General features: G+C 29.3%; 12 protein-coding genes and 1 pseudogene. 10 read left to right on the top strand and 3 right to left on the bottom strand.

Annotated elements, in window-relative coordinates:
• Positions 1-9: 9 nt before the first annotated feature.
• From A8C32_RS12845 to A8C32_RS12855, 3 genes are all read right to left on the bottom strand, one after another.
• Positions 10-2,217: a tellurite resistance TerB C-terminal domain-containing protein gene (locus A8C32_RS12845; protein ID WP_093455657.1), complete on the bottom strand. Its 2,208-nt coding sequence runs from the start codon at positions 2,215-2,217 to the stop codon at positions 10-12.
• Positions 2,218-3,031: 814 nt separating this feature from the next.
• The gene (locus A8C32_RS12850; protein WP_069830835.1) at positions 3,032-4,117 is read right to left on the bottom strand and encodes a Fic family protein; all 1,086 of its coding nucleotides are present in this window, start codon (positions 4,115-4,117) and stop codon (positions 3,032-3,034) included.
• Positions 4,118-4,316: 199 nt separating this feature from the next.
• Positions 4,317-6,023, bottom strand: coding sequence for a tetratricopeptide repeat protein (locus A8C32_RS12855; protein WP_069830836.1), 1,707 nt, complete (start codon positions 6,021-6,023; stop codon positions 4,317-4,319).
• Between the two features lie 475 nt (positions 6,024-6,498).
• Here A8C32_RS12855 and A8C32_RS12860 point away from each other — a divergent pair, with 475 nt between their 5' ends.
• From A8C32_RS12860 to A8C32_RS12900, 10 genes and pseudogenes are all read left to right on the top strand, one after another.
• Positions 6,499-7,056: a YceI family protein gene (locus A8C32_RS12860; protein WP_349267249.1), complete on the top strand. Its 558-nt coding sequence runs from the start codon at positions 6,499-6,501 to the stop codon at positions 7,054-7,056.
• Entirely contained in the window at positions 7,046-7,939 is an 894-nt protein-coding gene (locus tag A8C32_RS12865; protein ID WP_069830838.1) for a DUF5777 family beta-barrel protein, read from the top strand. The genes A8C32_RS12860 and A8C32_RS12865 overlap by 11 nt, the downstream gene beginning before the upstream one ends.
• A 266-nt stretch (positions 7,940-8,205) precedes the next feature.
• On the top strand, positions 8,206-10,695 hold the full coding sequence (locus A8C32_RS12870; protein ID WP_069830839.1) for a leucine-rich repeat domain-containing protein: 2,490 nt from the start codon (positions 8,206-8,208) through the stop codon (positions 10,693-10,695).
• Positions 10,696-11,069: 374 nt separating this feature from the next.
• Entirely contained in the window at positions 11,070-13,346 is a 2,277-nt protein-coding gene (locus A8C32_RS12875) for a leucine-rich repeat domain-containing protein (protein ID WP_069830840.1), read from the top strand.
• An 837-nt stretch (positions 13,347-14,183) separates the two neighbouring features.
• Positions 14,184-16,136: a TraM recognition domain-containing protein gene (locus A8C32_RS12880; RefSeq protein ID WP_069830841.1), complete on the top strand. Its 1,953-nt coding sequence runs from the start codon at positions 14,184-14,186 to the stop codon at positions 16,134-16,136.
• Positions 16,137-16,162: 26 nt separating this feature from the next.
• Positions 16,163-16,381, top strand: coding sequence for a hypothetical protein (locus tag A8C32_RS12885; RefSeq protein ID WP_069830842.1), 219 nt, complete (start codon positions 16,163-16,165; stop codon positions 16,379-16,381).
• Positions 16,382-16,419: 38 nt separating this feature from the next.
• Positions 16,420-16,713: pseudogene (locus A8C32_RS21505) on the top strand (M23 family metallopeptidase); the annotation flags it as partial.
• 3 nt (positions 16,714-16,716) lie between these two features.
• The gene (gene traM, locus A8C32_RS12890) at positions 16,717-17,910 is read left to right on the top strand and encodes a conjugative transposon protein TraM (RefSeq protein ID WP_069830843.1); all 1,194 of its coding nucleotides are present in this window, start codon (positions 16,717-16,719) and stop codon (positions 17,908-17,910) included.
• Between the two features lies 1 nt (position 17,911).
• Complete coding sequence (locus A8C32_RS12895) at positions 17,912-20,260, top strand: TraG family conjugative transposon ATPase (RefSeq protein WP_069830844.1); 2,349 nt, start codon at positions 17,912-17,914, stop codon at positions 20,258-20,260.
• A 13-nt stretch (positions 20,261-20,273) separates the two neighbouring features.
• Complete coding sequence (locus tag A8C32_RS12900; RefSeq protein ID WP_069830845.1) at positions 20,274-21,119, top strand: DUF4138 domain-containing protein; 846 nt, start codon at positions 20,274-20,276, stop codon at positions 21,117-21,119.

Raw genomic sequence — 21,119 nt, forward strand, 5'->3', positions numbered from 1 at the left:
AAAACTGGTTTATTTTAATAATTCGTTATAATAAGATTCTTCGATGATATAGCTGTTATCTTCTTCTTCGATTAAAGCTTCACCATCTAGAAATTCAGCACAACTATCGTTGATACTGTCAATAAGTTGATTTTTAAACATGCCTTTTTCCATAGCTAATATTTCTATTTGACCCATGGAAACAGAAAAATCATTTTTTGCAATTTTAAACAATACTTCTTTCTGCATTTCTGAAAGAACTAAAGCTTGTATGAAAATTGAAGCATCTTTTTTTGTGTCGAATTCTTTTATGGTTGTTGTTTTTTCATTTTTTGTGTCGTAAACTTCGATATTGGATGTCGTTTCATCATTAATGAGATATTGATTTAATAGCTCCACCGTATCGCTATGCTTTGCTTCTACTTTTTTAATTGCTTGAATATCCAAAACGATTTTTTTACGTTTTGGTTCATAGATTTTGGTAATTTGATTTAAGGTTAATTTTATATCCTTATTAAGAATCAATTGACTAATGATTTCTCTAAAACTTGATAATTGCTCGTCTGTTTTAAAAAGTAATTTTTGTAATGTTTTATTAATAGGCTTGTTATCAATCTTTTTTGATTTCAGATCATAATATATATACTTGGCATAATATTGTAGTGCTACAATTTGATTCTGCTTTGCAATGGCTTTAGAAGCTTCATAAAAAATATGTTCTATATTCGGGTTTTTTTGATTGACTTTCTCCAAGTCTGTAATACCAAGTATAAATTCTTTTTGATTACCTTCTATTAGTTTGATTTTTAATTGATTGAAAAATGTTTTCCAACGATTTACATTTTGTGCATTTAGTTCTATTTGTGTTTGATGATCTGGAGATGAGATTTGTAATTTCATTTCTTCCATAATCTGTACTAGAGCGATACCTATTTTGTCTTCAAAAGCAGTTTCGGCATATTGATAAGGAAATTCGGCAGAAATTTTTCGTTTGTGACCAAATAAATTCCTTACCTCATTTTCGGCTTTTTTGAAGATATTTAGATATAAATTATTTTCAATCTCTGAGCTATAATAACCTAATTCATAAGAGCCCCATTGGTATTGACTTTCTTCCTTATAATGAAGTAACACTTGTTCTTTTAACAACTTAATTTCTTTGGCTAGTGTTGTATGGTTCTTTTTTAACTGTTTGGAAAGTTCTTTTAAAATTAATAGATAATAGTTTATGGTAGCAATACAACATCCTTCAATCGATAAAAATACATTAGATGGGTTATAAAACTTATTAAGCCATGAGACCTGTTGCTTATTGAGATCTAATTTTTCTTTATATAATCGTCCAAGTTTATAAGCATCAGGATCATAGTCTGAAAAACCATACTCATATTGATATCTATCATCCTGTAATTCAATTGCTTTTTCTAACGATTCGGGATCTCCTTTGTCTCGTAAAAGATTTCTTAAAGCGTCTAAAGCGTATGATTTTGTTTTAGGACAGCATTCTCCTAGTTGTTTAAATTGTTGTTCTAATAATTGGATATCATTATGTTTCTCATATTCTTTGAGTAAATCAAAGTATAATATAAAGGCATAATTGGTATTTCCGTCGATTGGAATATTTTCACCTTTTAGAAAATGATCTTTAAATTTAAAATAGAATTTTTTTTGATCCTTATTGGCATAGTTTAAATCGTTGTAAGAATACACATATACGTGGCTCCAATATGGGATATCGTGGTTGTCTTGTTCTTTGTCTATAGTAATATTAAATAACGTTTCAGAAACTTCAATAATACTATTTTCTATACTGTTACTATTATTATGCTTTGGATCAAGGAGTTTTTTTACGTCATTAACATTATATTTAACTTTTGACTTCATGCCAAAGCTAGCATTAATTTTTACGATTTTTTTAAAGCAATCTCGACAAACTCTCCCACCTTCTTTTAATTTGCCTCCTCCAAAACTAGGAGTACTCATAAAAGTTAGTTCTAGTCCACATCCTGAACAATTTAATTTTGTTCCTGTTTTTATAGAGTTATATTTATTATTGAATTTTTCTTCGGACATGCATACAAATATTAAAGCATCTATAATTCCTATGAATATTGAAAAACAGGTCCAAGACAATAAAAGATATAAAATACCAAGAAAAATTTGGTTTAGATAGAATCGGTGTATTCCAAAAATGCCTAGAAATAATGCTAATAAGGTAGTCGTAGTTTTGTTCTTCAATAGATTTTTGTTTTTAAAATTTTTAAACAAGACTAAATTAGTGTCTACTCCTTTAATCTCATTGTGGTAATCCGTAATTCAATATTGTTTATTGATGTAATACTTGATAAAAATATAAAAAATGAAAGAATAAACCTCTTTTATTAGTAGGGCATTATTTGTTTTTAACGGAGGTTTTTCAATCTTTGAAGATATGACTACTTTAATCAGATATATTGGTATTCAATGACGATAAACCTATATTTAATTCTTGTTAATAGGACTTTCAATAAATTAGGTTTTTAAGAGGCTCAAGTAGCAGAACCTTTTTGTTTTTTCATCTAATTTGAGATATAAAATTAAAGTGCCAGCTTCTTTTTTTTGAAAAGGGGACTTTATTTAGATATTGTTGAACTTCAAACCCAGAGGCTTATGTATTATAGGTTTTGTATAGAGGTTATTAGTGAGTTATTTATTAATGTATTTTGAAGAAGACAATACAGTAGATCTGATAATAGATCTGTTTTTTTGATGATATATATTTACAAAGGACGGAGAAGAATATATTAGTGAATATGGTTTTAATTTTTGTTTTACAAGTTGCTTATAAAAAATGGCTCCCTGATGCCGCTAGTATGTGCTACCGCTAGGATTTCCTAGTGGCGTACCGAGTAAGAAAAAAACAGAAAAGCTTTTAGAGAAATGTATGAGTTTTTCTATTTTTAGAAAGTTAATTTTTTAGTTACTTTACGCCACTAGTTTTGGGAACTAGCGGGGCGGGGATAACATCGATAATTACTAGCACCAACGTCATTTGCCTCGTAAAATAAATTCACTAATTTTTTTCTAAAACAGCCATTAAACGATGGTTTAAGTATAATTTTTCTTTACCTACTTTTTCAGAAGTTAAAAAACCAGCATGTTCTAATTCCATGAGATAATTACCAACAGTTTTTGGAGTTCCTAGTCCCGCATCAATTAAAAATTGACGTTTTGTATAAGGCAATCTAAATAAGATTTCTATAAGTTCTTTAGAATACACTTTGGGTATTGTAGCTTTTACTTCATCAGCCATAATCTTCATAAGCGTTGTTACATCTTTTAGACGCTTTAAACCTTTATTTGCAGTAAACTCTATCATTTCAAGCATATAAACTACCCATGCTTCCCAATCTTCATTTTCTGTAACATTCCGTAATTTCACATAGTAATCTGCTTTATTTTTAATAATGTATTCACTCAAATAAATAGCAGGCGTATCTAAAAGGTTTTCAATCTTTAAATAAAGTAATAATAAAATACGACCAGTTCTACCATTACCATCACTAAAGGGATGAATGGCTTCAAATTGATAATGCATTAATGCCATTTTAATCAGTGGATCAATAGTATCTTCTCCATTAATAAAAGTTTCAAGATTGGCTAGTTTTTCTCGTATAGTGTCTTCTCCAGTTGGTGGTGTATAAATAGTATCTCCTTTTGCATTTTTAAGAGCAGTTCCTGGAGTTGTTCTTATACTTGCAGTATTCTTTTTTATGCTTTGTACGATGTCTACACATAAATTAGTAGTTATAAAAGGACGTTTTTCAATGTCGCGTAAACCATCCCAAAGTGCTTCTTTATAGCTTATAACCTCTTTAGTTGCAGGATTATCAAACTTTTTATCAGCGACTATAGTTTTATACAAATCATCATTAGTAGTAATAATATTTTCTATTTCAGAACTAGCTTTAGCCTCTTGTAAGTGTATGGTATCTAAAAACAATGTAGGATTCGGCAAATTGGTAAGCATCCCATTAAGTTGAGCCAAAGCTCTACTCGCATCAATAGTTTTGCGTAATACTTTTGTAGTTTCTAGATCCTTCTTTGGTGGTAATGGAGGTAAATTATTATACGGTATGGTTCTGTTAAATTTGGTCATTTTTCAAGAGTAATGATTACATCTATAAATTAAACGAGAGTAAATATAGTAAAATATTACACTCGTTCAAGTTATAAGGGTAGATATTACCCTCGTTTCAATAGTATCTGAGTTATAGTGTTAAAAAGGAAAGAGAAAACAAAAATGAGACTGTCTTTTTTTAGAATGCTAACTATATGTATAGAGCATAATAGTTCAATCACGAATTTTCAATATCAATTAAATACGTAATAATTTCTTGCTTAGGCTTTAGTTCAAGCTTTTTACGAAGGCGATATCGTGCTGTTTTTACACTTTCTGGAGAGATTCCTAAAATATTAGCAGTTTCTTTAATATTAAGATTTAGTCGGGTTAAGGAGCAGATTTTGAGATCATTATTTTTTAAATCAGGATGCTTTGCTATAAGTTTTGAATAGAAATTGGTATGAACTTTTTCAAAAATCATTTTAAAGTCTTCCCAATCCTTATCTGTAGAAAGGTTTCGTTTAATAATCTCAATGGTTTCATTTATAAGGAGATCTCTTTCTTCTGCATGGACATTTTTAATTGAGGTTAGCTTTTCTAGTAATTGTTGCGAAATTTCATTTTTTTTCACAAAATTAAGAGCATAAGAAGTGAGTTCTTTGTTTTTGAAATTTAATTGACGTTTTAATTGTTTTTGCTTTAGTTGTGAATTTTCTAAAGCTTTTTTTGATAGGGCATTGTTGGAAATTAGTAACTGTTGATCTTTTTGTAATAATTCTTTATCTTTTTTAAAAGATTTAAAGACAATATAAATAATAAGAAGTATGATAATTATTCCTATAATAAGTATGTAATTAATTAGTTTATCAATTTTTTCTTTTGTTTTAAGTAGTTGCACTTCTTTTTCTTTTTTTTGAAGCTGGTTCTCAAACTCGAGATAGGCAATCTGTTTTGATTTTTCCATATTAAATATGGAATCTTTTAGTTTTATGTATAGGTCTGAAAATACCAATGCTTTTTCAGGCTCATTTTGTTGTTTTCTTAATTCTTTTAATTCTTTATAAGCGGCTAATTCTTGTTTTTTTAAGTGATTGTTTTTTGCTTTTTTTAATCCTTTATTTAAGTTCTTCTCTGCCAATTCTAAATCATTATCAAGCCTTTGTATTTTTCCTAATAAAATATAATTACTTGTTAAGCCATCAATATCTAATATTTGTTCCCCTAGTAGCATAGACCTATGGATATGATAATAGGCCTGAGTTCTTTGGTTTTTCTTAATATAAAGTAATCCAAGACGGTTGTGTGCTTCTGCAATTCCATACATAAAGTTGTTTTTTGTATGGATTTCCAAAGCATTATTTAGATATTTTTTTGCTTCCTCGATTCTATCTTGATTTATAAAAATAGTACCCATTTTTGTAAAAGTGGTAGCTACTCTGCCCGTAAGTTCTAGAGACATAAATTTTTGGACAGCCTTATTGTAATAATTAAGAGATTTATCATACTGCTCTAAATCTGCGTAAACCATACCGATGTTAAGAATCGTATTGGTTACACCCTCGGTGTCTTTAATTTTTTTATAGGTATTTTGAGATGCTATTAAATACTGTAATGCTTCATCTTGATGCCCTTGTGCCCAAAAAGCTACACCAATGACCCTATTTGCAAAGGCAATTCCTTTTTCATAATTAAGTTTTTTTGATAATTTGAGTGCTCTTTTTCCGTATAATATAGACTGGTTTGGGTTAACAATCCAATATTCGTATCCTGTTTCATTAAGTAGATCAACTTTTAATATATCATCCTTATCATGATGTGTCAATTGTTTTTTTAAACTATCTATTTCTTTGTCAGTTGAAGCAAATGAATAATGAACGCATGATAAAATTACTATATAGATAAGACATGTAAAATTGTCTTTATTGAATTTAATAGGTAACATCCAAAAGATTTTAAATTTTCTCAAGACAGTCATATTGGTTTTTATAAGGCTGAATTGGGTAAGATTAATTATTAATAATAGCAAGAGAACAAATTTAGGTAATCATTTTTAATACTAATTTTATAAAGCATATTAAATCAATAGGTATGCTTTGCTAAAGTCTATATTAAGAGGTGTTTTCTTTTTTTTGTCTACCTATTGTCTATCGATAAAATGTAATTGTTTACCTTTTGTTCACCTGATAAAGGAGGAGCATTACCTTATGTATACGTATGTTTTCTCTGTTTGGATAAGTTTGGTTTAAATTCGCACTTTTTATGAAAGTTATATGTTACTTGTTATTAATTGCAATATTATAGTTAAAAGAGTATTATAGAGATAATGAGATTTACATTTAAGAAAAACAACGTATTAACAAACTAATAAAATAAGGAAGGCACAATAAACTAAAAACGTGTTCTTGTTTAGCTTATACATGATGAATAAACTAATAATACCATTAGTCTATTTGATAGCAACACTCATTAATAATGATACAGGGTTACCAAATAAATATATTACCAGCCAAGGGCAAGTTACCTTTTTTTCTTATACTAGTGTAGAAAATATAGAAGCTAAAAATAACCAAGTGTTAAGTGTTATTGATTTTTCTAATAATGAAATTGCAATTAGTATGCTTATGAATGCTTTTGTTTTTAAAAAAGCTTTAATGCAGGAACATTTTAATGAAAGTTATATAGAGTCTGATTTATATCCTAAAGCTACTTTTGAAGGAACAATAGTTGATTTTGATGCAACTAATACAAGTGTTCAAACTAAAATGATAAAAGGGAAACTAACCATTAGAGAAATAACAAAAGAGATAGAAATTAAAGTTAAAATAGAACATATAGAAAACACATATATTTTAAGTGGAGATTTTGAATTAACGGTTAAAGATTTTGAAATTAAAATTCCATCTATTTTAGCACCTAATATTTCGAAAACAATCGCGGTACAATTTCAATTTAAATATCAACCTTATGACTCATAATAAGTACTTTCTTTTTTTCACTCTAATGTTTGCAGGAGGTTGTATAAAGGCACAGAGTTTATTAGATGAATTAAACAAATCCTATGATGGAGCTCCTGAATATGAAATAGCAATATTTAAATCGTCCAGAATTTCTATAGGACATTCTACCGAAACTTTAAAAAAGGGCGTATTAGAAATAGGGGCAAGAAGTCGTTTTTGGAATATTCCAGACAAGGAAAGTCAAAGTTTTGTAGCAGATAAGATGAATACGCGTTTTTCCTTGGAGTATGGGATCAATGATAGATTAACTTTTGGAACAGGTATTACTACTTTAGATGGTATATTCGATACTTTTTTGAAATATAAAATAGTTAGACAACAGAAAAAAGGATTTCCTTTTGGTATTACATTTTTCCAGAATGGCGCCTATCAAAGTAAAAAACCTTCTATTGGAGATATACATGCATCAGGTGCATTTGAAGATAAGTTAGCCTTTACCAGTCAACTTTTAGTATCTAAAAAAGTAACTCCTCAATTTTCTGTTCAGGTTTCACCTACTTTTATTCATAGAGCATCTTCGGTTTTTGAGGAAGACCCAAGTAATCATTTTGCATTAGGTATTGGAGGTCGATATAAAATTGGAGGTCATGTTTCGATTGTGTCAGAATATTACAATGTGTTTAACTCTATAAAATCTAGAGATACTTATAATGCTTTTTCTTTGGGAGTTAATTGGGAATTAAGCGATGTTATGCTACAATTTCAAATGACTAATACAAGAAGTGTGGAGGAAAACGCTTTTATTACACAAACTTCAAATAACTTCAATACAAGAGATGGAAACTTTGTTTTTGGCTTTACAGGTATTTTTGTACTTCATTTACATAATTGCTTAAAATAATTTTTATAGTCATAGTAAGTACTTTTTTTCTTTTAAATAATAGACGTTCTTAAATTAGAATAGGATTCTTGAATCCTTATATTAAATTACGGGTTTAAACTTTTATAATTCCCATATATTAATTGAAAGTAACCAGCTATTGCTTGGTGTTATGTATATGTAAAAAGTGTGGTTATTATTGTTTTATAATTATTTCGACAGTCTCATTTTGTTAAAATGAATTCAAAGATGTCGAGCAAGTTTAACAATTAAAACAAAATAATATTATGAGTTTCAAGCAAGTTTTTAATGACATTAAAAGAAGATACCCAGAGAGAAATACAGAAACCATTTCTTTAAGAGATGTAGATTTATCAGGATTAAGTCCAAAGAATTATAAAAAGCTTATAACATCTCTTAATAGAAGATATCGTAATCTACAAGGTCTTGATTTATCGAATACCAATATAAATGAATTACCAAAAGAAATAGGAAGATTAAACAATCTTAGAACTCTTAATTTATCTGGAAATAACCTTAGCCAATTACCATCTACAATAAGAAGACTAAATCTCCTTACAGCTCTTAATTTAGAAAGTAACGATTTTCATGATCAATTTCCACCAGCAGTTATTAACTTAAATAATCTTAGAACCCTTAATTTAGCAAAAAACACTATAAATCAATTACCTGCAGAAATAGGGCAACTAAATAACCTTAACACCCTTAATTTAGCAGAGAATAACCTTAATCAATTACCCGCAGAAATAGGGCAATTAAATAATCTTAGAGTCCTTAATTTAGCAGAGAATAATCTTAAACAATTACCTGTAGAAATAGGAAGGTTAAACAATATTACAGACCTTAATTTGCATTTAAATGATCTAGAACAATTACCCGCAGAAATAGGGCAATTAAATAACCTTGAAAATTTAAATATATCTAACAATAGCGAAATGCAAGAATTACCACCAGAAATAGGTAATCTTAATAATCTAACTTATTTATACGCAAACAACAATAGATCCCTTACTAGCCTGCCAACAGATATACAACGATTAAATCAACTTAGGCATCTTAATATTTCAAATAATCAAAATCTTACTCAATTACCAAGGGAGATAGGGCAGTTAAATAATCTTATAACTCTTGAAGCGTCTGGAAATTCTCAAGTTACTCAAATTCCAGGAGAAATAAGTAATTTGAATAACCTAAGGTATCTTAATATTTCAAATAATCAGAATCTTACTCAACTACCAAGAGAGATAGGGCAGTTAAATAGTCTTATAAATTTTAACATGTCTGGAAATCCTCAAGTTACTCAAATTCCAATAGAAATAAACAACTTAAATAGCCTTAGGTATTTTGATATTTCAAATAATCCTCAGCTTAGTGTTAATAATATGGATCAAGGTATGCTTGCTAGAATACAAAGAAGTGAGGTTAATATACAATACCATAATACGTCTAGAGAGGTAACTAATTTATTAAACGAAACCTTAGGCATAAATCGGGATTTATTAGAATATGAGAAAACTTTACAAAAGCTGTATACAGGTGATCGTTTACATAAAATGATGGAATTTATAGGCAATTTAGATGATGGATTAAGTGAAGATAATAGTTATACAACGGGGAGTCTAAAAACTGCCCCAGATGAAGAGTTGGAAAGGTATAATAAAAAAATATTGCCAGCCAAAGAAGTTTTAATACAACTTTTAGAGAGGTATCCAAAAAGTGAAGGAGAGCATCAAAAGTATTTTGATGCTTCATTAAAAAATATGCTAGATCAATTTGATATTAAAGATGTAAGATTTGAGAATATAAATAATAAAGCTCATTTAGCTTCTTTAGCTGTATGTTTAGGAGATTGCCTTACACCTATAAAGGATCGTATTGTAAAAAACATGTTAGTTGCTAATGATCTTGATTTAAATGTAGAACCTTTTATTTTAAGGATGGCTTTACAAGATAAAATTGCGAGTTCATTTTCTAAAGAATTAAATGAGATATGGGATAAGGAAACTATTGAAGTTGCTAATGCCTTTACCAATTGTGCACTGCTTGAAAATGCTGATAAAAACCCAGAGAATCCCTTAAAAGTATCTGGAGATAGGGCGTATTCCCCTTCGCTCTCAAGTTATACGGATCTAGGTTTTAAAAACATAAAAGAAAAAGCGAATCCAGAGCTACTAGAAAACGTAGCAAAACTTTTTTGTAAAGAAGATGGGGAAAATAGATTAGAAAAAAACGATGGAAAATATAAGATTGATACCGAGAAGCTAGAAGCGATTAAAAAAGAGTATTTAGAAAAAGAATTAGGTAGTAATTTGTCTAGAAGGGAAATAGAAGTGAAGAATAAATTGTATGAGTTTGAAAAAGAGTTTGAAGCGTTTTATATGAAGTACGATGAGCAGTTTGGAAACGAAAACAATGATAGGTCTATTTTTGAAGTAGCTTACTCGGATAGTGAAGATATACAAAATGAATTTAGTAAAGTAACAGATGTAGATGCGCTTAAAAGTAAATTAGAAGAAAAATTTAAAAAAAGCGATTCTTTAAAAGAGACCAAAGATGCATTTATGAAACAATGTAAAACAGATTTTGAAAAATGTATGGATGATTATATGAAAGAAGAGCGCTTGAAAAAAGAAAGAAAAAAACTTAGTATAGATCAATTAGCAGCAGTACCTACAATGTCTCAAAAAAAACCTAGAAACTCACAACAAAGTCAAAATAGTAGATTGTCCAGAAGAGCATCAAGGCAACTTGCTTAAGTGTTTATTATATAGAGGGTTAACAAGAGGGTGTTTGATAAATCAAGCATCCTCTTGTTGTTTTAAGCAAATATTTTAAGTCGTATTAGCTATTTATAGACGTAATCTTACTGGATTTCTAGTCAATTATATTTCTATTAAATCAAGGCTCTAAGCTTTATAATTCCCATATATTAATTCAAAATTACCGCTTGTTACTTGGTATTCTGTATATGTAAATAGTGTAGTTATTATTGTTTTATAATTATTTCGACAGTCTCATTTTGTTAAAATGAATTCATCTTGAACCTTTTTTAGGAAATAGAAAAAATCAAGATGAGTTCAATAAATAAAAAGATGTCGAGCAAGTTTAACAATTAAAACAAAATAATATTATGAGTTTCAAGAAAATTTTTAACGACATTAAAAGAAGATACCCAGAAAAAAATACACAAGCAATCTCTTTAAGCGGTATAGATTTGTCAGAATTAAGTCAAAAGAACTTTAAAAAGTTAATAGTTTCTATTAATAAGCGATATGGTAATCTACAAGATCTTGATTTATCTAATACAAGCATAAATGAATTACCAAAAGAAATAGGAATACTAAACAATCTTAGAACTCTTAATCTATCTAGAAATAATCTTAGCCAATTGCCAGCAGAAATAGGAAATTTAAATAACCTTACAAATCTTAATTTAGGAACTAATAGCTTTAATAACCAGTTACCAATAGTAATAACCAATTTAAATAATCTTAGAGTTCTTAACTTGACGGAGAACAACATAAATCAATTGCCAGCAGAAATAGCTAACTTAAATAATCTTACAAGTCTTAATTTATCAGAAAATAGTATAAATCAATTACCACCAGAAATAGGGCAATTAAATAATCTTACAAATCTTAATTTATACTTTAATAATCTTAATCAATTACCACCCGAAATAGGGCAGCTAAATAACCTTACAAGGTTAGACATATCCAATAATAATCGTATTACACAATTACCGCCAGAAATAGGTAACTTAAATAGCCTTACCCATTTATCTGCAACCAATAATGGGAGTCTTACTAGTTTACCACCAGATATACAACGATTAAATAGCCTTACAACATTAAATGTTTCCAATAATCCAAATCTTGCTCAACTACCAAGCGAGATAGGGCAGTTAAATAACCTTAGAGATCTTGATGTGTCTGGTAATACTCAAGTTACTCAAATTCCAGCAGAAATAAGTAATTTAAATAACCTTAGGTACCTTAATATTTCAAATAATCCTCAGCTTAATCTTGATAATATGCAGGAAGGTATGTTTACTAGAATAGAAAGTGGAGCAGTTAACATACGATATGATGGTATGTCTCGTGGTGTAACCAATCAATTACACAGAACCTTAGGTTTGCCCTTAGAGTTATTAGAGTATGAGAAAACTTTAGAGAAACTATATGAAGATGAAAGCTTAAATAAAATGAAAGCGTTTATAGAAAATTTAGATAATACATTAAGTGAAGGTAATAGTTATAAAACGGGGCGTATAAGTGATGAACCAGATGAGCAGCAGCATAGATTTCATAGAAAAATGTTGCCAGCCAAAGAAGTTGTAATACAACTTTTAGAGAGGTATCCAAAAAGTGAAGGAGAGAATCAAAAGTATTTTGATGCTTCATTAAAAAATATGCTAGATCAATTTAATATTGAAGATGAAAACCTTACAGATATAAAAAATAAAGATCATTTGGCTTCTATAGCTACATGTTTAGGAGATTGCGTTACACCTATAAAGACTAAGATTATGGAAAATATGTTAGTTGCTAATGATCCGGATTTAGATATGGATCCTTTTATTTTAAGGTTGGCTTTGCAGGATAAAATTACGAGTTCATTTTCTGAAGAATTAAAAGAGTTATGGAATAATGAATCTATAGAAGTAGCTAATGCCTTTACCAATTGTGCACTGCTTGAAAATGCCGATAGTCATCCAGATAATCCCTTAAAAGTATCTGGAGATAGAGCATATTCTCCTTCGCTTTCAAATTATACGGATCAAGGTTTCGAAAAATTAAATAATGCTAGTCCAGAACTTCTAGAAAGTGTAGCAAAACTGTTTTGTAAAGAAGACGGGAAAAATGGATTAGAAATAGAAGATGGAAAATATAATATTGATATCGAGAAGCTAAAAGGGATTAAAAAAGAGTATTTAGAAAAAAAATTAGGTAGTAATCTTTCTAGAAGCGAAATAGATGTAAAGAATACATTATATAATTTTGATAAAGAGTATTTAAAATTTATTCAAGATTATGATGCAAAGTTTCAAAAAGATTATGATGATGCTTCTATTTTTGAAATATCTGGATGTAAAGATAAAAGAATAGAAGAAGAATTTAATAGAGTAATAGATGTAGATACGCTAACAGGTATATTAGAAGAAAAACTTAAAGAAAGTACTTCTTTAAAAGATACTAAAGAAGCATTTATGAAACAATGTAAATTAGAATTTGAAAAATGTATAAATGACTATGTGAAAAATGAAAAATTGGAAAAAGTAGAAAAAAAAACTAGCATAGATCAATTAGCAGCTGTGCCCTCAATGTCTCAAAGAAGCCGTGGAAACTCACGACAAAGTCAAAATAGTAGATTATCCAGAAGCGCATCAAGGCAACTACTAAGTTAAATAATTATTAATATAGAACAAGAGGATGTTTGGTAAACCCAGCATCCTCTTTTTGTTTTCAGCTAAGTATTTTAAGTAAAAAATCTTTTTTTATAAAACACATTCCTTAGTAGACAAGCTAGTAATATGTAATGGTGTAAATCATAAATTATGACTTTACCATTATTTAAGATCTTCAATTAATATTATGCTAAAAATATATCACGCAAGTTTATCTTCCCTTTATTATAAATCAAAATTTATTAGAGATAGTTTCTTATTTCATAAAAATACAAGTGAGTAAATTAAATGAGTTTTTAAAAATTAACGCTTTAAGCCATTTATTAAAAATAATATGCATTTGCTATTATTAATTTTTAGTTTAAAATAGAACACTACCAACAAGTAAAAAAAGCAAGTAAAAAGTCAAATCTTAAATTATAAAGGCGGTCTTTTTTTTGTTAAAAAGTATCATTTAAAACATATAAAATAGACCTAAATATGGGTTTAATACAACATGTATCTCTACCAGATTTAATTGTTGAGGTTTTTTATTAAAATACCTCATATCATTCAGCCGAAAATCTTCTTTTTCACCCCTATTTTATTCCCTCTCACATGTATTGTTTTGAGTTAAAGCCTTTGTTTAAGCGTACTTTGCATCAGAAGTTAAGAATAAACGAAAAACAAAAAACATGAAAGCAATCACTTTATTAAAAACAACATATTGGATAAAAATTAAGCAGTTTTTAAAGCAATTAGCAGCAGCAAGTAGCTATGCAATTCATAGATAAGTTAAAAGATAAAAACTCCACACTTTAATTAAGAATAAATAAAACTCATAAAAATTGAATTAAGATGAAAGATGGCAAACTCTCTATAGATATGATCGTGTTAATTACCATGCTATTATGCTTATGCATTTTGGGTATCGATATTTATGCATACCATTTGGAAGATTTTACCAATAATGGGTTATCAAGTAAATCTTTAAATAGAGTAATTACTAAAGTATATAAAAATGCGCCCATTTTTGAGAATTCTCTTTTTAATAGATGTATGGTACTTAGTGTTTTCTCATTTGCCTCTTTTGGTTTTCATGTAAAGAAAAACCCAGAAGCAGACAAGCAAACTATTTATTATTACGCAGGGCTTACTATAGGTGTTATATTATTTATTACAAGCGCAGAACTTCCATTTACACTAATACCCCATCTTATACTAACACTTGTATCACTTATTGCTTATACATGGGCTCTGTTTATGATAAGAAGACACTTTAGCTTTTTTGGGAATAAAGATGAGTTTAATGAAAAAAACCTAATATTTAAACAAGAGCATACTGTAATGGAAAATGCCCACTCTGTTAATTTTAAAACAGATAACGGTTATGTTAATGTGGTAAATCCTTTTAGAGCCACTATGGTTTTAGGAACTCCTGGTTCTGGTAAATCGTATTCTGTTATAGAGGAATACATTAGGCAGCACATTAAGAAACAATTTACAATGTTGGTATACGATTTTAAGTTTCCATCGTTAGCCAAAGAAACCTATGCCTTTTACCAGTATTATAAGAACCTTTATAAAATAGAACCAACGTTTAATGTTATTTCACTAGACGATATTCAAAAATCTAATTTTGTAAATCCACTAAGTCCAGATCTTATTCGTAAGGCAGCAGATGCTATTGAAGCCGCACAGACAGTACTATATAATTTAAATAAAGAATGGATTACTAAAAAAGACTTTTTTGCACAATCTGCAATATCATATTTTGCTTCTTGTATCTATTTTCTTAAAATTTATGAAAACGGAAAGTATTGCACATTACCACATGCTATAGCATTGGCATCATGTCCAGACGAAAAAGTATTTAAAATATTAGGATCTTACCCAGAACTTAAATTTTTTATGACGCCTTTTGCAGATGCTCTAGAAAAGGAAGCTTACGAGCAATTATCTGGACAAACAGCCTCTGCAAGAATACCTTTATCGCAACTAGCAACAAAAGAACTCTTTTGGGTAATGGGTAATAATGTATTTCCAGAACTAAATGTATCCTTAAGTATTAACGATCCAGAAAAACCAAGTATACTGGTACTAGCTAATTCGCCAGCTACGCAAAGTACAAACTCACCTGCTTTGGGGCTTATATCAACACAATTATTAAAAGAAGTGAATAAACAAGGACGCCAACCTTGCTCTGTAATTATAGATGAGTTACCAACCATGTATTTTATGGGCTTAGATAATTTAATTGCTACAGCCAGATCTAATAAAATTTCTACAACCATAGGCATGCAAGATTTAGAGCAATTAAAAAGAGATTATGGTAATGAGGTAGCTGCAACCATTTTTAACATTGTGGGAAACATTTTTAGCGGGTCTGTAAGAAGTGAAACAGCATCGAAACTTCAAGAGATATTTGGTAAAAAGAAACAAAAACTAAAAAATATCTCTGTAGATACAAGTAGTACATCGTACAGTATTAACGAAAACTTAGAATATGCCATACCAGTAGCAACCATTTCGCAATTATCTCAAGGGGAGTTTGTAGGTGTAGTGGCAGATAATTTTGGAGAAGAAATTAATCGAAAAATATTTAGAGGTAAAATTAAAGTAGATAAACGTCGAGATCAAGTCAATGATCCCATTCCTTTTACCATTGACGAAGATCGAGATATTAGCGAATTACTAGATGGTAACTTTAATAGAATTGTAGCGGAGATAGATATTTTGATAGACAATGAACTCGCTAAAATAGAAGGCGATTTATATGAAGAGGAAGATAACCTAGCAGATAATAAATAAACGAAACCCTTAAAAACAGAACGAAAATGAAAATGTCAACGATCATATTATTAATAATATGTCTTGTTTTTAGCTTAGTAAGCAAGGCTCAGGAATTAGAAAAAGAAACAGTAATTAGTTTTAAAAATGTGCCCTTACATGTGCCTTTAGCAAGTCAAGATTTTCAAACGCTTTCATCTGTTTTTGGATATAGAAAACATCCCATTTTAAAAAAAAAAGGAGATTACATTCGGGGGTCGACTTAGTAGCGCCCAAAGGATCTCCAGTATTAGCCACAGCTTCGGGTATTGTAGAACAATCAAATTATCAAAAAGGGTATGGCAATTACATTACCATTAGTCATTTAGGTTATGTAAAAACACGCTACGCGCATTTATGGATAAGCTTAGTAAAAAAAGGAGATAAAGTATTACAAGGGCAAATTATAGGGTTTGTAGGAGATACAGGCTTAGCCACAGGACCTCATTTACATTACGAAATACATGTTAAAAATAAAAGAATAAACCCTTTAAGTATCTGGAAAAATATACTAAAAGCACACTCAAAAACAAAGTATAAAACTTATAACAATTTATAAATTATGGACAAAAAGAAAAAAACAATAGTTGCCATAGTAGGAACAGTATGTATAATACTTCTAATCGTATTATTAAAAGTATTTGTGTTTTCTTCAAGTGATTCTAAACAAAGAAGAAATCAACTATCTATTAGTACTCCAAAAGTTGACAAGCAAAAAATAAATAGAAAATCAAAATTAGAACATTACGAAGGAGAATCTATTGAAGCTATTGAGAAAAACAATGTTGTAAAAGGACTAGGTAATATAGAAGAAGTTAAAAAACAAGTAGCTTTTGAAGAACCTTCAATAATAGCAGGAGAAGAATTACGTAATGCATTAGAAAACAATAAGAATGTTAGAGAAGAAAACAACACATTAGAAACATTATACACCCCAGAACCTGTAGATGATGAATTGAAACAACTTATGCAACTACAAGAACAGTTGTTAGCACAATCCATACCTCAAACCAACCAGCAAGGAAGTCACACAGAAGAGGATGATATTCAAAAGTTATTAGAAAGTTACAGTCAATTAAATCAAGCTTATTTAAAAAGCCCAACAGGAGAAAAAGAAGGTATTGATATTAGCCAATTAACTCCAGAAAAAATTGCAGAAATAGAAACTAGCGTTAACGAAAAATTAGCTGGAGATATAAGAAAGAAGTTTAAAGAGAAAAGTTACTTCCATGGAGCAGGGTCTGCCTCTAAACAAGACAATGTATTAGGTTTGGTGCCAGCAGAAACAGTAGACCAAGGTATACTTGTAAACGGTAGTACAATAGCCATTAGAACTAAAAAGGAAGTGCGCCTAACTAACCCGCCTGTGTTAATACCAAAAGGCGCTATTGTATATGGTAAGGTGTCTTTTGGTGCCAATAGATTGCTTATAACTATTAATAGTTACAAGCAAGGTAACAAACTCTATAAACTAAAATTTAGCCTATTTGATTTTGATGGTGTAGAAGGAATCCACCTAGGCAATCGCACTTGGCCAAAAATACCAGCAAAGGTAACAAAGGATGTATATGATTATGCTTATCAAAAAGGTACACAAGCAGCCACGTTTGGTGGAGATAGTGCCATTCAATTAGATGAAGCAAAGGATATAGCTATTCTTTCAGCTTCTAAAGAAATAGGTAATGAAATCTTTGAAAAACGAAGAGTTTTCATGGCAAAGAAATATCATTTATGGTTTAATATAAATACAAAATAAAATGAAAAGCGATTCTTTAAATAAAACATTTCCCATTTATGCCGTAGAGAATGACTTGCTCATTTCTAAAAATGGAGATATTACTGTAGGCTATAAATTGCAATTGCCACAAATCTATTCTTTAGATAAAGTGAGTATTAATAGAATAAATCAATTATTTGATAAAATTATTAGATCGCTTCCAGAGGATACTATTATTCAAAAACAAGATTACTTTTTTGTAGATAAAATAAAGGAAGCCGTAACAGAAGGTGATTTAATGCTATCTAGAAGTGATAATAAGTTTTTTTATGAGAAACCAACATTAAGTCATGAGTGCTATTTGTTTATAACCAAAGATTCTAAAAGTAAAATTAGTTTAACAGGTAACACAAAACTGTATCAAAAATACATGAGTGAAGTTAATGATTTTATTAAAGTAGTAAACACAAGCATATCGTTTCTTACTAAAGAAGAATTTTTTGTAGTAGAAGCTTTAAATTCTAATACTATAATTGAAGTTTTAGGAAAGTACATGTCGTTATCTCCAAAGGGGCAAGAATCTCTTAACGATTTGTTTTTTGATAAACAATTACAAGTAGGTAATAAAATTGGAGAAATGTATGCCATTAGCTCTTATAATCAATTACCATTAAGTGTAGAGACTACAAAGAAAAACATCGATTTTTCTACACAAAAAACAGATTTTCAAATCCCATTTATACAACCTATTTGTTTAGGCTTGGAATGTAATCATATCTACAATCAAGTCATATTTATAGAAAATTCACAAAAAGTATTTTCAAAATTAAAAACAAAACTTAATCAGTTTAAAAGTTTAGCAATTCTATCAAAAGAAAATGAAGTGACTTACGATCAAATCGATCAACTGGTTAATAATGTTATTGAGAATGAATTACGATTTGTATACCAGCATTTTAATATCATTTTATGGGATATTAATGAAGAAAAGTTAGAAAACAGTAAAAATCAGTTAGAAAATGCTTTTAAAGAGTTATCAATTGTACCAAATCAAATAAAACATTCATTAAAAGATCTTTTTCTTTCTAATATACCAGGAGCTTGTGTAGGTATTCCCGAAACCTATAAATTCATTGGTATATCAGAACAAACACCAATATTTCTAAATTTTGAAAGCTATTATCAAGGCAACAAAGAAGGGATCTTGCTTACAGATCGTAAAAACGAAGCGCCAGTAAGACTAGATTTATGGATAGAACCTGTAAAACGTGGATTAATTGTAAATAGAAATCGTTTAATATTTGGCCCTTCAGGAACAGGAAAATCATTTCTTATCAATCATATTGCTAGTCAGTATTACGAGCAAGGACACCATATTGTTATGATTGATATAGGAAACTCTTATAAAAAGTTATGCAACTTGGTAAAAGGACAATACTATGCCTACGATCCAGATGTGCCTTTAGAGTTTAACCCCTTTCATTTTAATCATATTGATGAGGTTAATAACGATAAAAAAATATTCTTAACCTCGCTAATTATCTTTTTATGGAAAGGAGAAGATCCTTTTAAAAGAGAAGAAAAGCAAATTATAGGCTTGTATCTAGATGCTTATTATGAGACATTTACAAAGAACAACGACAGCTACCCATGTATGTCTTCTTTTTATGAGTTTGTAGATAAAAACCAAGTAATGGATAATGAGGAAAAATATTTTGATAAAATAAGCTTCCAACTTTCATTACGAGATTTTTATGATGGTAAGTACAGTAAGATTCTTAATTCAGAAAAACCCATAGATCTTGTACACGAGCGTTTTATAGTTTTTGAAATGGATAATATAAAAGATCATCCCATTTTATTTCCATTGGTAACTATGCTCTGTATTGATGTTGTAATGAGCAAGATTAGAAAAATACCTGAAGCAAAAAAATCCATTTTTATAGACGAATGTTGGAAGCCTATTTCTAAAGGAGAAATGGCACAATTTATCAAGTACTTATATAAAACAGTAAGGAAATTTTATGGAGAAGTAGCCATTGCAACTCAAGATGTGGAAGATATTTTAGATACGCCCGCAGGACCAGCAATGATAAATAATACAGATACCATGATCTTGTTATCTCATAAAAAGAAAATGGCAACCAAAGATAAGTTTGCACAGTACTTATCCTTTAGCGAATCGGATTTAGAAAAGTTGTTTTCAACAGATAAACGCGAAGTCTTTGTAAAAGTAGGAAGCCTATCTAATGTCTACAAAGTTAGCGTGTCCCCAGAACGCTATGCCTGCTACTCATCCAATGCAGATGAAAATAAAATCATTTTTGATACCTATAAAAAACAAAAAAACATGGAACTGGCATTAACAGAATTTGTAGAAAAACTTTAAAAATTTATAAGCAATGAAAAAACAAATCATTTTAAGCATCGCACTAGCATTTATAATTAACAAAAAAGCTATTAGTCAAAAACACTTAATTCCGTTAGAAAAGCAAGATACCTTGCAAGTATCTGATATAAAAACAACACACCTTTTATTTGATCAAAGAATTAAATATCTAGATGTAGGCTCTCCTTATTTTGTAGCAGATACCACCCAACAAATGGTAAAATTGAAACATATTGGAGAGGAATTGGTAGATGTAAGAAGTCAAGTGTCTAACCTAACTGTAATTACAGAAGATGGCGGGTATTACTCTCTAGTACTATCGTACAAACGGTTTTTAGACAATTTAACATACAAAGTTAAAAGAACTGTAGAGTTTGCAGATGCAGTAAAAAATGAAGTTGAAAAAGAAGAAGAAAAATCGGCAGAATTGCTATCGCTTTGCGAAAAACTAGATAAAAACTTTAATAACAAAATACACATTAAAAATGGTAAATCTGGAGATATAAGAATACGCGTTACTGGAATATTTTATATCAAAGAAAAAATAGGATTACGTTTAGAGCTTAAAAACGAATCGGCTATCGATTTCGATATTGATAATATTCTGTTTAGAACCAAATTAAACAAACGTTTATCTAAAGATTATTTATACCAAGAGCGTGTAATTCATCCAATACATACCTGTACAGAAGACTTTGAAATAATAGGTAATGGTCAAAAAAATGTCACCTTACTATTTGACAAGTTTATGCTTAACGAAAAAGAAAAACTGTCTATCGATATTTTCGAAACAAATGGAGGTAGATCTGCAAGCATTAATATAGCAAGAGAAGATTTGTTAAAACCAAAAGTTATTTAG

Source organism: Flavivirga aquatica, assembly GCF_001747085.1.
In the GTDB taxonomy this organism is placed as follows: Bacteria; Bacteroidota; Bacteroidia; order Flavobacteriales; family Flavobacteriaceae; genus Algibacter_C; species Algibacter_C aquatica.